The 11,937-nt window shown below is 51.2% G+C and carries 11 protein-coding genes; 4 read left to right on the top strand and 7 right to left on the bottom strand.

All coding sequences use genetic code 11. From position 1 onward, the window contains the following. Positions 1-312: 312 nt before the first annotated feature. Together KNP95_RS12175 and KNP95_RS12170 are read right to left on the bottom strand one after the other, a co-directional pair. Positions 313-1,488: a PstS family phosphate ABC transporter substrate-binding protein gene (locus KNP95_RS12175; protein ID WP_214837361.1), complete on the bottom strand. Its 1,176-nt coding sequence runs from the start codon at positions 1,486-1,488 to the stop codon at positions 313-315. A 32-nt stretch (positions 1,489-1,520) separates the two neighbouring features. Further along, positions 1,521-2,387: a nucleotidyltransferase-like protein gene (locus KNP95_RS12170; protein ID WP_021067732.1), complete on the bottom strand. Its 867-nt coding sequence runs from the start codon at positions 2,385-2,387 to the stop codon at positions 1,521-1,523. A 167-nt stretch (positions 2,388-2,554) separates the two neighbouring features. Between KNP95_RS12170 and KNP95_RS12165 the strand changes: the two genes are divergently transcribed. After that, positions 2,555-2,914, top strand: coding sequence for a YgzB family protein (locus tag KNP95_RS12165; RefSeq protein ID WP_021067733.1), 360 nt, complete (start codon positions 2,555-2,557; stop codon positions 2,912-2,914). 28 nt (positions 2,915-2,942) lie between these two features. Here the strand turns inward: KNP95_RS12165 and perR are convergent, their stop codons facing one another. Continuing rightward, the gene (perR, locus tag KNP95_RS12160; protein ID WP_029596002.1) at positions 2,943-3,374 is read right to left on the bottom strand and encodes a peroxide-responsive transcriptional repressor PerR; all 432 of its coding nucleotides are present in this window, start codon (positions 3,372-3,374) and stop codon (positions 2,943-2,945) included. Positions 3,375-3,565: 191 nt separating this feature from the next. Between perR and KNP95_RS12155 the strand changes: the two genes are divergently transcribed. Further along, positions 3,566-4,864, top strand: a complete 1,299-nt coding sequence (locus tag KNP95_RS12155; RefSeq protein WP_214837358.1) for a glutamate-1-semialdehyde 2,1-aminomutase — start codon at positions 3,566-3,568, stop codon at positions 4,862-4,864. A 33-nt stretch (positions 4,865-4,897) separates the two neighbouring features. Here KNP95_RS12155 and KNP95_RS12150 read toward each other — a convergent pair whose 3' ends face one another. Then, positions 4,898-6,535: an ABC transporter substrate-binding protein gene (locus KNP95_RS12150; protein ID WP_214837355.1), complete on the bottom strand. Its 1,638-nt coding sequence runs from the start codon at positions 6,533-6,535 to the stop codon at positions 4,898-4,900. A 92-nt stretch (positions 6,536-6,627) separates the two neighbouring features. On the opposite strand from KNP95_RS12150, the gene KNP95_RS12145 reads away from it, so the two are divergent. Next, positions 6,628-7,860 (top strand): MFS transporter, encoded by a 1,233-nt coding sequence (locus tag KNP95_RS12145; RefSeq protein WP_214837352.1) that lies wholly within the window; start codon positions 6,628-6,630, stop codon positions 7,858-7,860. A 53-nt stretch (positions 7,861-7,913) separates the two neighbouring features. Further along, positions 7,914-8,330, top strand: a complete 417-nt coding sequence (locus KNP95_RS12140; protein ID WP_021067738.1) for a thiol-disulfide oxidoreductase DCC family protein — start codon at positions 7,914-7,916, stop codon at positions 8,328-8,330. A gap of 13 nt (positions 8,331-8,343) precedes the next feature. Here the strand turns inward: KNP95_RS12140 and KNP95_RS12135 are convergent, their stop codons facing one another. From KNP95_RS12135 to ntdP, 3 genes are all read right to left on the bottom strand, one after another. Then, complete coding sequence (locus KNP95_RS12135) at positions 8,344-9,492, bottom strand: DUF3238 domain-containing protein (RefSeq protein WP_021067739.1); 1,149 nt, start codon at positions 9,490-9,492, stop codon at positions 8,344-8,346. Between the two features lie 93 nt (positions 9,493-9,585). Continuing rightward, positions 9,586-11,334: an ABC transporter ATP-binding protein gene (locus KNP95_RS12130; RefSeq protein ID WP_214837350.1), complete on the bottom strand. Its 1,749-nt coding sequence runs from the start codon at positions 11,332-11,334 to the stop codon at positions 9,586-9,588. A 36-nt stretch (positions 11,335-11,370) separates the two neighbouring features. Further along, complete coding sequence (ntdP, locus tag KNP95_RS12125; protein ID WP_021067741.1) at positions 11,371-11,913, bottom strand: nucleoside tri-diphosphate phosphatase; 543 nt, start codon at positions 11,911-11,913, stop codon at positions 11,371-11,373. Positions 11,914-11,937: the final 24 nt, after the last annotated feature.

The following is an 11,937-nucleotide window of genomic DNA, read 5'->3' as shown; positions in this document are numbered from 1 at the left end:
AGCCAGGATCAAACTCTCCAAAGAATTTGATATAGCTCTTTAAAAATGACGAAGCTTGCGCTTCATTCAAACATTGTAAAACTTTTTTTTGCCTCATCGTTCAGTTTTCAAAGTTCGTCTGCCGCTCTTGGCGACTTCATTAATTTATCACGTCGTCTATCTCCGCGTCAACAACTTTTTTCACAAATTGTTTTACTGAAATAATCTTTCGCCGTGACAACGTTTATAACTATAATCTCTATTTACCACTTCGTCAATAGAAATATTACAAAAAAATAAAAAAGGTTGAGCCCCGTCATGAGGCCCAACGCTTCAATCTTTCGCTAGCGGCACATAGCCCGTCCGCTCCACCAATGCCTGCCCTTCTTCAGATGTCATCCAATCTAAAAACGGCTTATGCGTTTCATAGTTCTCTTCTGTCGTGATGGCATAAAATTCAGAAGTGATCGGATACGTCCCGTCAGCGATGGTTTCTACCGTTGGAGCGATTCCATTCACTTGAAGTAATTTAATGTCGTGATCTTCGACCATCTCGGTCGCATAGAAGCGGAAGGAGAACCCAATCGCATTTTTATGATTTGTGTATGCGGCCGTCTGTTCGATAATACCGCCCATACCTTCCGGGACATCTTCAACGGGTGCAGCCATTAATTTACGATCACCCATCACCCGCTGCAAGGCCGTCTGGCTCCCGCTTCCTTCTGGACGTTGGAAGGCTCGAATCGGATCATTCTCGCCTCCGACCTCACTCCAATTATCGATGTCTCCGGCATACACTTGTTGAATCTCGTCTAATTTAAGCGAGTCAACTAGATTGTCTTCATGTACAAAGAAGACAAACGCTTCGAGCCCGATTGGTGTCATGTTGAACTCCACACCAGCCTTCTTAGCCGCGGCCACTTGAAGATCTGATGGTCCGGCGACAAAAATGATGTCCGTCTTCCCTTGAATCAACCGATCGTACGCTTCTCCCGTCGTCGTCGAGACGACAGGACTCTCCTCCGTACTATACGGATTATATTCGCCAGAAGGATAAACCGCTTCGACAAAAGACGCATACAGTGGATAGAGTGCCGTAGCACCATCGAGGCGTGGGAGATTTGAATCGATTTTAAACGAAGATGGCGCATCGAGCTTAGCTAAATCGGATTCCTCTTTAAACGGTTGATAGTCAAACAACTCAACACCGCGTTCTTCAATCCGCAAACCTTCTGTATACACGTAGTACCCTTTCACTGAACCGAAGAACACGACTCCAATCACGGTTCCAATCAATCCGACTCGTTTGAGTCCCCCCTTCGTTAACGACGAGAAGTCATATAGCGCCATAATGAGAATTAATAAAGCGGCAACGTACCAAATTGTCCAAAGGATCGGGCGTCCTCCTGCAATCGGATTGCCCATCGTAAAGAGTGCTGTAAAGACCGATATGACTGCGGTCACAAGCACAATCAACACACTACCGAATATAAACTTGACGATTTTCATCTGATTCAACTACTCCATTCGCTTCTATATAGTTAGGCGATCTCATAGGCTATGGCTTCCACCCCAACACCTTTTGTCGGTCGCGCGACCGAACGGACGTATCCTTTGCGGACAAGGAACCCGACGATGCTACCTAGGTCGACTTTCAATGCTTGCAAGTTCGGGTGTTCCATTAATTCCGAAAACGGCCACGGTTCGTCGCGTTGTTGCATCGTTTGCAGTAGCAGAAGCGTGCCCGGCAACACTTTTGATTGAATCAAATGTTCCATTCCAATAATCACCAAGTGAATCCGTTGTTCAAGCGACTCATGTCCGCTCACGAGTTCCTCGTGGAGTTTATATATTTCTAAATCGAGTGTGCGTACTTGTTTCCATAATACGATTTCAGGATGAATCCCGGCCTCTAAGACCGATAATCTGGCCAAATGAGTCAAGGCATGATGAATTTGGGTGAAGGCGTCTTGGTGTTCCTCTTGCAAAAATAAGCTTCGGCCGTCTTCAAAGCGTCGCAGCAATTTCGCAAAAGCAAGCGATAGTTGCAGACGTTGCTCATCGTTTGAGAAATTACGAAGACGTTGTCGCAAGTCTAATAAAAACGTATTTCGTTCAAACAACACCATTCCATCTTCAATCCAGTGGATGGCCCGGCGATTCTCGTTCATCAAAATCCAGCGATCCATCATCGAATCACTCACCAAATGGAGAATGATTTTTTCTTGTCCGACCTGATAGTGTTTCACTGTCCAGAACGGTTCTTCTTTGGCTTCAATCACAATCAACAACCGGTCCGATTGGTCTGTCAACGGATCGCGTGGTCGTTTCTTCTTCACTTCGATGATGCCAAGCGTCGTCTTCAAGGCTGCATATTCCGAATAGATTGTGCGTGTGGCATACTCCATAGTCACCTTGATACCTTCTTTCTATATGATGAACTTCAAACGTCCACCCAATAATCTGATACGAAAATGATTCGCCTTCTTTTAAAATTCTCCTGCCAGCGATTGTATGAACTTCTCACGGTCGAGCAGATGAGCTATAGTAAAGACAGACATGGAGGGATTACGAAATGAAAAAACGGGGGAATAAAATCAACCGCGCTCGAAACCTTGCGTTGTTGCTCGTCTTTGCGGGAATCGGGGTCATGTATCTCGGCCTGTTGGCGAAAAGCATCACATGGCTGATGATTATTTTCATGTTGCTCGGCTTTGTGATGGTGTTATCGAGTTCAGCGCTCTACTTTATTATTGGGATGGCATCCACGAAAGCCATCGTCGTCACTTGCCCGAATTGTGAGAAACAGACAAAGATGCTCGGTCGGGTCGACTTATGTATGCATTGCGACGAACCGCTCACGATCGACCAATCGCTCGAAGGTAAAGAGTTCGACGAAAAATATAACAAACGCCAATCACATTCACACGAATAAAAAAACATCCTCAGGCAGAGGATGTTTTTTAATGTTTATGCGCTTGTTCAGCTTGGCACGCCGGGCATGTCCCGTATACTTCGAGACGATGGCGGTCGACTTTGAACCCAGTCAATTGAGATGCGACCGATTCGATTTCATCGAGGACCGGGTAGTTGAAGTCGACGACTTTCCCACACGCATCACAGATGATGTGGTAGTGACGCGACGTCACGAAATCAAACCGGCTCGATGCGTCTCCGTAATTCATCTCTTGAACGAGACCGACTTCTTTAAAGACGCGCAAGTTGTTATAGACGGTAGCGACACTCATGTTCGGAAATCTCGCCGAAAGTGCCTTATAAATGTCATCCGCTGTCGGGTGACTGTGCTCCGTGACGAGGTACTCCAAAATGGCCTGGCGCTGAGGCGTCATTCTGACTCCATGTTCTCGGAGCGACTGAACAGCATGGTCAAGCATTTCGCTTCCCACGTCAATCCCTCATTTCTTCTATAGAATTCATTTGAAGTGTTAGTAGTAATTAACCTATTTCTTACATAGTAATCTTTATAAATAGTGTACTGATTTCTGGAACGGTCGTCAAACGTTGAGCTTAAGCGGTTGACGGCTGTGATACAATAAGTGCGAATTTGTAAAAGGAGGCAATACATATGGCAACACCATCTACACGCAACAATTCAGACGTTTTGTATACCGATGCCTTGACGCATATCGTCGGCGGGGTCAACAGCCCTTCCCGCTCATTCAAGGCAGTCGGCGGAGGTGCACCCGTCTATATGGAACGAGGAGACGGCGCCTATTTTTATGACGTCGACGGCAATCGTTATATCGACTATTTGGCGGCGTACGGTCCGATTATCACGGGCCACGCCCATCCGCATATCCATAAAGCGTTAATCGCGGCTTCGTCTAAAGGACTCCTTTACGGAACACCGCATGAGCTTGAAGTCGAGTTCGCGAAAAAACTAAAGGCGGCCATCCCGTCAATGGATAAGGTCCGTTTCACCAACTCGGGGACCGAGGCGGTCATGACGACCGTACGTGTCGCCCGTGCTTACACGGGACGCGAACTCGTCGTCAAATTCAGCGGTTGCTATCATGGCCACTCGGACTTGATGCTCATCGCAGCAGGCAGCGGACCAGCCACGCTCGGCTCACCAGATTCGGCCGGCGTCACACGGGCCACGGCGAAAGAAGTCATCACCGTGCCGTTCAATGACGTCGAGGCGTTCCGAGACATGATGCGCGAATGGGGCAGTCAAATCGCCTGTGTCCTCGTCGAACCGATTGTCGGAAACTTCGGCATCGTCGAGCCGAAACCTGGATTCCTCCAGGCCATCAACGACATCACCCATGAACATGGCGCCCTCGTTATTTACGACGAAGTGATCACGGCGTTCCGCTTCACATACGGCAGTGCCCAGCAAGTATATGGCATCGAGCCGGATATGACCGCCCTCGGGAAAATCATCGGCGGAGGCTTGCCGATTGGTGCCTATGGAGGTAAAGCTGAAATTATGGAAACGGTCGCTCCGCTCGGTCCAGCTTATCAGGCCGGAACGATGGCCGGTAACCCGGCATCGATGGCAACAGGAATTGCTTGCCTCGAAGTACTCGAGCAACCGGGTGTGTATGAAAAGCTTGACGCGCTCGGTGCCCAGCTCGAGGTCGGGATTCGTGAAGCCGCTAAAACACACGGCGTGACCATCACATTGAACCGTCTAAAGGGCGCACTTACGGTGTACTTCACGGACGAGGTCGTGACCGACTATGAGGGAGCCGAGAAGTCGGACGGTGAAGTGTTCGGACGCTTCTTCAAATTGATGCTCGAGAACGGTGTCAATTTGGCCCCTTCTAAGTATGAGGCTTGGTTCTTGACGACTGAGCATAGCAAGGCAGATATCGAAGAGACGATTGTTGCGGTGAACCGCGCCTTCGCCCAACTATAAGTAAAAGGAGATGCCGCGGCATCTCCTTTTTGATTACACCGAAGGTCGGATCCACAACTGGTCGTAGCGTGGATGTCCGAATATATCGACCGGCACGTCGCCTAGAAAACTCGGGAAGCTCCGCTCCCGCTCGACATGGTATAGCGGAATGACGAGCGCCGCCTCCGTCAAATAGCGTTCCACCTCCCGATGGAGCATCGGCCAAGCGCTCATATCGGTTTGACGGTAGCGGTCCATCATCGTTCGGAGTTCCGTTTCATGTGCGACGAGCTTGCCGACGAGCGACAGCTCACTCGTCAAAAAGGCGAGAAACGCCAAATCCAAGTCTTCGCTCATCATCTCCCCGCATAAAATTAAATCTGCTCGGCGAAGTGTCTCCTCTTGCAGTAAACAACTGAGCGCATACGTCTCCGTCTCGACGGTGAAACCGGCAGCCCGCAACTGTGATGCGACGAGCGCCGCGTCTTCCGTCGCCACGTCGAACGGCAAGTGTAATAGTCGGAGCGGACGCTTAGAACTCTCGCTTGGCTCGGCCAGTGGAATCGGGCGACTCGTTTCCGGGAAAAAGCCGTGGGCCACTTGATGACGTTCTCCCCCCAAATCGACGACCGCTTGTTTATCGATCGCCCGTTGAATCGCTCGTCGCGTCGCCATATCTTCTTTCAGCCAGGAGTGCTGTAAGTTGAACATGAGATAACGAGCCCCGGCCTCGGCAATCCATTTCACGACGCTATGATCGTCCCGGGCGCTCCATTTGGCGTGATCTGCTTCCGAGAACGTGACAAACTCAACCACGTCCAATGACGGACGCGGGCGCAACCCGCGCTCGAACGCCCGTAAACGCACGACGTCGTCGGATTGTTTCTCCAATTTGAAAGGCCCCGTCCCAACAATCCCTTCTGCTCCTTCATACGTAATGGATGCCGGTGTTTGAGCAAGCAAGCGCTCGATGTAGGCCCGATGTGCTTTCGTATAGAGGTCGACCACATACGGTGCGGGCGAGTCGACCCGATCAATCGGTGCGAACAACCAGACTTGTTTGCCGCGAGCCAAGAGTCGGCTCAATGAGTAGACGACGTCTTTGCCCGTTAACGTCATCCCGTTGTGGAAAGTGATCCCTTTACGGATGTAACAGCGAAATCCAAATGGCGTCTCCTCCATATGATGGGCTAGCGACGGTTGAACCGTGGTCCCGTCCCATTCGAACAGGCGGTCGAAGACGTGACGCGATAACGACGCCTCCATCGCGATGTGGATATCAAGCGGATCAAGTGACTCGAGTGTCCGCGTCCTCGGGAAAATAAAACGGTCTTCTTCCGTCTGTTCGAAACCAAATCGGTTCCAAATCCGCGCTTGGATCAGTTCCCGTAATGCGGGTGGCCAATCCCACTCCAACCATTTGGCCGCCTGCGCCATCGTAGCCTCAGAAAATGAGGTTACGACCCACGCCTGGAGCGTCTCGTCAAAGTCCGACTGAAAACGAAGCATCGATTCATGGCCGCGCCCTTTGCCGGCTTGATAGGTCACCCACCCCATCGCCTCCCATGCCTTGATATCGCGCTTCACTTGTTTCTCACTATAGCCGACCACCTCGACGGCTTGCCGGAGTGTCACGTCCATTTTGTCCGCCTGTAACGCATAGCGATAAATTGCCACTAGTTTTGCATTCATGTCATTCCCCCTAAAAGTGGACATGTCCAAATAATTTGTCTCTTTTTACCAAGTGTAGTCCACGTTTAAAGTAGTGACAAGGAGGTGCTCACATGAAATTCAAAGATTTCCCAACTAACGTCCGACTTCGACTCGTCTGTGGATTTTTCATCCGCATCGTCGGCTCGGCCATCTTTCCATTCATGGCTTTATATTTTTCAGAAGAACTCGGCAAAATCGCTGCTGGGATCATCATGACGTCATTCGTCATCATCGGGTATGTCACCGGCTTGTTCGGTGGGTACTTCTCCGACCGCTTTAATCGCAAGCACGTCTTACAGATTGGCCAACTCGTCCAAATTATCTGCTTCATCGGGATGACAGTCGCGATTCACCCATCGAACAACTGGGCACTCGCCGTCGCCATCTTGTATTTCGGTCATGCCGTCGCCAACGGCTTGAACTATCCGGCTCTCGAAGCGATTGTGATCGACTCGATGGAACCATCGAATCGAAAAGCGATTTATGTATATGATTATTGGCTCGTCAATTTAGCGATCGCCGGCGGTGTCATGCTCGGCGGTGCGTTCTATCGCGACTACCGGTTTGGTTTATTTATCGGTATGACGCTCGTATTGACCATCACAACGGTCGTCTTGCAACGCTATCTCGTCGATTCACATCAAGGTAACCGGTCGACGCCGGCCAACCCGATCGTCGGCGTGATTCAAAACTATCGGATTGCCTTGAATGACCGACGCTGGATGCTCTTCGTGCTCGGTAGCATGCTCGTCTTCTCGACAGAGTTTCATATGGCAAACTATATCGGCGTTCATTTGGCCGAATCGTTCCAAGAACGTGCGATTATCGGCGTGCCGTTCGACGGTGTCCGGATGATGGCGTTCATGCAGCTCGAGAACACATTGCTCGTCGTCGCCATCACGTTCGCCGTCACCGCCTTTGTGAAACGGTACCGGGAGAAATACGTATTCTTCATCGGCTTGTCACTCTATATCACAGCGTATGCGGCCATCACATCGATGAACTCATTTCTGATTCTCGCCGTCTTGGCCGTCGTCTTCACGGTCGGCGAGTTGCTATACTCACCAATCCGCCAAGTGAAGCAAGTCGACCTGCTCGACCCAGAGCGTCGCGCCTCGTATCTCGCTTTTGGGGGACTCACATTCCATGGGGCCAAACTCGTGGCCGCGGCCGGCATCGTCGTCGGGGCGTTCATCGGACCTGTGTTCATGAGCGGCTACATCTTCTTGTTCGGGGCGCTCGGGGCGTATCTTTATTACGTCTCGCTCTATAAAATGGAATCGCTGCGCCAGCTTGCCGCATGACGTTTGAACTGACTCCGGAACGGAAACAGGCAAGAGTGAAGGAGGCGAACCAAATGCCAGCCATTGTATTGTTTGATGGAGACTGTAATTTTTGCGACGCCAGCGTCCAATTCATCCTGAATCGGGACACAACAGGGAATTTCCACTTTGCCTCGCTTCAAGGCGACGCTGGGAAAGCGTTACGCGAACGTCACCGCATCAGCGACTCGGTTGACAGCATCGTCTTGATTCGTGACGGCGTGCCTTATATCAAATCCGACGCGGCCATCCGGATTGCAGAAGGATTGGATGGGATGTGGCGATGGCTCCGGTTCGTGAAAATCGTCCCAAAACCGATTCGCGACTTCGGCTATGATGTCATCGCCAAGCATCGTTACGAATGGTTCGGACAAAAACAGACGTGTAAACTGCCGACACCGGAAGAACGAAGCCGGTTTCTCGATCAACAACCAAAACCGCCGACTCGATGAGTCGACGGTTTTTTTAGTCCATACACGTCAAGTACGTCCAATGGCACTCCGGCATCGGATTGCCCATGAAACTGACACCGAGGTCATCGGCCCGGTGAATCGTCGTCCACGGGGCATCCCCGACTTGAAGATACACTTCATGGTGCGGCGATTGCGTATGACTACCGGACAGTTTGAACGTGGCAGTGTCCTTCAATTGTGCGACAATCGTGTACTTGATGTCCGGCGCGATGACGAGCGGATTGCCGACCGAATGGTGCAAGCGGTATGCGGTCCGCCCCCGGTCAATATCGATATCGTCAAGATACACTTGATCGACCGAAGCGACATCTTCTCCTGTCAGTTGATGACGGGCGTTGTATCCGCGCGTCACTCCGGCATCTTTTTTGATAGAGACGATCGGAATGTCGTGCATCCCTTCGACTTTCACTTCCGTCCGCGTCCGATAGTCGTTCGCATGAACGTTGTATGGTCGTCCATCCCCTTCAAAATAAGGGTGAGGCGACAATAAGTTCGGATTTTTAATCATCGGCGGACGAATGAACGTCTGGACGCGAAGCTGAATCTGATTGACCGTCTCCAAATCAGGACGGAGCGGACTGACGAGAAAATACATGACGAACAGTTCTTTGTCGCGCCGCGTGTCCGTCTTCAATTCTTTGGCGAGTGACATTGCTTTGCCGACAGCGTGAATGAGACGCGTCCCCGGTTTCGCGTCCCGCTTCACCGGGCGGAGCGCCCGAACTTCATACATCGTCGGTTCGTGTAGCGGTGTGTCGTCCAAATAGGCGTTCCCGACGACCTCGGCGATTCGTCGTCCTTGTCGATAGATCGCATACGTCTCGACGTCAGGAATCGGATCCCATTGGAGATGGGTACCGGTCGACGCGACGACGGCCGATGTGAGATGTCGATTCCAATACAAATCATCGCTCGGGTCGACGGCGGCCGTATACACTTTCGCCACTTCCCCTTGCTCATCCGTGAGACGATAGGCGACTTGCTCTCCGACGGCCGTCTCATGGTCGACATAGTGCTGGTCAGTCCCTTCATACACATACTTCCCGTTCCGCGTAAGCCGGACCTTCCCCTCCACTGACCACGTCAGCTCGAGCGCGTCCTTAAGCGGTTTTACTGTGATTAAACCTTCCCCGTTCATCATTGGACTCTCCCCCTTTTGGCATGTCGTTTCTTCATTCCCGTCTCACTGTCACGGAAAACAAAAAAAGGCCCCGAGTCTCCTCGAGGCCGCGTCTCATTCGACGACTGCCAAATCTTGAATCATATACAAATCGTAATAGGCTCCGCGGCGACGCATCAGTTCTTCATGCGTCCCGGTCTCCATAATTTGTCCGTTATCGACGACGACAATCTTATCGGCATCGGTGATGGTCGACAATCGGTGCGCGACGATGAGCGTCGTTCTCCCTTTCGTCAAACGCGCGAGCGAATCCTGAATCATCGCCTCACTCTCAAGGTCGAGCGCACTCGTCGCTTCGTCGAGAATGATGATTGGCGGATGTTTCAAGAAGACACGGGCGATGGCAAGCCGTTGTTTCTGACCGCCTGACAGTTTGACACCTTTTTCCCCGACCGGCGTATTGTAGCCATCCTGCAAGTTCGAGATGAACTCATGTGCGTTCGCTGCTTTCGCGGCGGCGATCACATCTTCGTCACTCGCTTCCGGATTCCCCATCCGGATGTTCATCGCGACCGATTCACTGAACAGAACCGAATCTTGCATGACCATCCCGATTTGATCGCGCAGAGCCCGCAATTTGAAATCACGGACGTCGGTGCCATCAATTTTGATGCTACCCGACGTGACGTCATAAAACCGTGGAATCAAGCTGACGAGCGTCGACTTTCCGCCACCGGACATGCCGACGAACGCAACCCGCTCTCCAGAGCGAATATGCAGGTTGACGTCACGGAGGGCGCGGGTACCGTCTTTCTCGTACGCAAAGCTGACCTGCTCGAGTTCGATGTCGCCTGCCGTTTTCACGGGAACGAACGCACTCGATTTTTCTTCGATGTCATACGGCTCATCGAGGAACTCGAAGACCCGGTCCATCGAAGCGACCGACTGCGTGAGCGTCGTCGCCGAGTTGACGAGACGACCGAGCGGTGCGTAGAGACGATCGATATACGCGATGAAGGCGACGAGTGTCCCGAGTGAAACTTGTTCTTGCAGGACGAGCCAAGAAGCCGATGTGAAGATTAAAATCGGGGCGATGTCCGTGATCGTCGAGACGACGACGTACGTCTTCGCGTTCCACCCTGTATGACGGAGCGCAGCCTTCAAGAAGCCACCGTTCTGTTCTTCGAACGCCTTGTTCTCATACGGTTCGAGGGCGAAGCTGCGGATGACGGCCATCCCGTTGACGCGTTCGGTCAAATGACCTTGAAGGTCCGCAAGGGCGGCCGAGCGTTCCCGCGTGAGCCGGCGCAGTCGTCCGTAGAAGTAACGGACGGCGATGGCGTAGAACGGGAGCGGCAAGATGGCGATGAGCGTCAATTGCGGGTCGATCGTGTACATGATGGCGATCGCGATTAAAATCGTGACCATATCGAGCCAAATGTTCATCAAACCGGTGATGACGAAGTCTTTCGTCTGTTCGACATCGTTAATGATGCGCGAGATAATCTGTCCCGTCTTATTGTTCGAATAATAGCGGAGCGATAGTTTTTGGACGTGGTCGAACAATCGGTTCCGGACGTCGAACAAAATCCGCGTCGCTGCCCATTGCGCCAAATATTGGCGCAAGTATTCAATTGGCGGCTTCAAGACGAGGAAGACGAAGAAGACGATGCTGAACAGCCAGACGAGCTCGGTATAATCTCTAGCCGGTTCCGGGTCTGTCAAATAGTTATCGATGACATATCTATAAAGGAGCGGCAACCCGAGCGGGATGGAAAATTTCAAAATCCCGACGAAAATGGTCAGCGCGATTTGTTTCTTATACGGTTTAACGAACTGTAAATAACGTTTAATACTACCCATTAGTTCCTCCTTCAAGAAAAAAGCGGAGATGAGCGATCATCTCCGGTAACGTGCTTCGTATTCGCGATACCATTCATCGACGAATGTTGGGTTGAACGGCCCTTTCCGTCCTCGAATCCAGTTAATAAGTTCTTGAACGTTCTGTTTCAAGATTCGATCAATCGCTTTCGGATAATTCATCTCGCGACGATGCCGCTCATATTCATCCTCATCTAAAATCGTGTACGACATATCCGGGAACACCTTGATGTCCAAATCGTAATCGATGTACTTGATGGCACGTTCTGCCCCATCGAACGTTGTCGGCGAACCTAGATTACAGTAGTAGTAAATCCCATCTTCGCGAATCATGCAGATGACATTGAACCAAAACTCAGATGAAAAGTAGCAAATTGCCGGCTCACGTGTTCTCCATTGCCGGCCGTCTGACTCACTGACCATGATGCGGTCATTGAATCCGATCATATCCGTTTTTGACGACTGAAGGACGAGCGTTTCTTCCCAAACGCGATGCAAAGTTCCGTTGTGCTTGTAGCTCTGTATCTCGATCTTGCTACCTGCTTTGGGAAATAAGCTCATAAGCTCCTCCTTTCCGCTATGATG

This window comes from Exiguobacterium sp. s36 (genome assembly GCF_018618345.1).
In the GTDB taxonomy this organism is placed as follows: Bacteria; Bacillota; Bacilli; order Exiguobacteriales; family Exiguobacteriaceae; genus Exiguobacterium; species Exiguobacterium chiriqhucha.
Note: the sequence above shows the minus strand (reverse complement) of the source record. Positions and strands in the feature narration are given on the sequence as shown.

Bases quoted from the DNA above. Each gene is read 5' to 3' on its own strand.
- KNP95_RS12175 (WP_214837361.1), bottom strand. From the start codon at position 1,488: ATGAAAATCGTCAAGTTTATATTCGGTAGTGTGTTGATTGTGCTTGTG.
- KNP95_RS12170 (WP_021067732.1), bottom strand. From the start codon at position 2,387: ATGGAGTATGCCACACGCACAATCTATTCGGAATATGCAGCCTTGAAG.
- KNP95_RS12165 (WP_021067733.1), top strand. From the start codon at position 2,555: ATGAAAAAACGGGGGAATAAAATCAACCGCGCTCGAAACCTTGCGTTG.
- perR (WP_029596002.1), bottom strand. From the start codon at position 3,374: ATGCTTGACCATGCTGTTCAGTCGCTCCGAGAACATGGAGTCAGAATG.
- KNP95_RS12155 (WP_214837358.1), top strand. From the start codon at position 3,566: ATGGCAACACCATCTACACGCAACAATTCAGACGTTTTGTATACCGAT.
- KNP95_RS12150 (WP_214837355.1), bottom strand. From the start codon at position 6,535: ATGAATGCAAAACTAGTGGCAATTTATCGCTATGCGTTACAGGCGGAC.
- KNP95_RS12145 (WP_214837352.1), top strand. From the start codon at position 6,628: ATGAAATTCAAAGATTTCCCAACTAACGTCCGACTTCGACTCGTCTGT.
- KNP95_RS12140 (WP_021067738.1), top strand. From the start codon at position 7,914: ATGCCAGCCATTGTATTGTTTGATGGAGACTGTAATTTTTGCGACGCC.
- KNP95_RS12135 (WP_021067739.1), bottom strand. From the start codon at position 9,492: ATGATGAACGGGGAAGGTTTAATCACAGTAAAACCGCTTAAGGACGCG.
- KNP95_RS12130 (WP_214837350.1), bottom strand. From the start codon at position 11,334: ATGGGTAGTATTAAACGTTATTTACAGTTCGTTAAACCGTATAAGAAA.
- ntdP (WP_021067741.1), bottom strand. From the start codon at position 11,913: ATGAGCTTATTTCCCAAAGCAGGTAGCAAGATCGAGATACAGAGCTAC.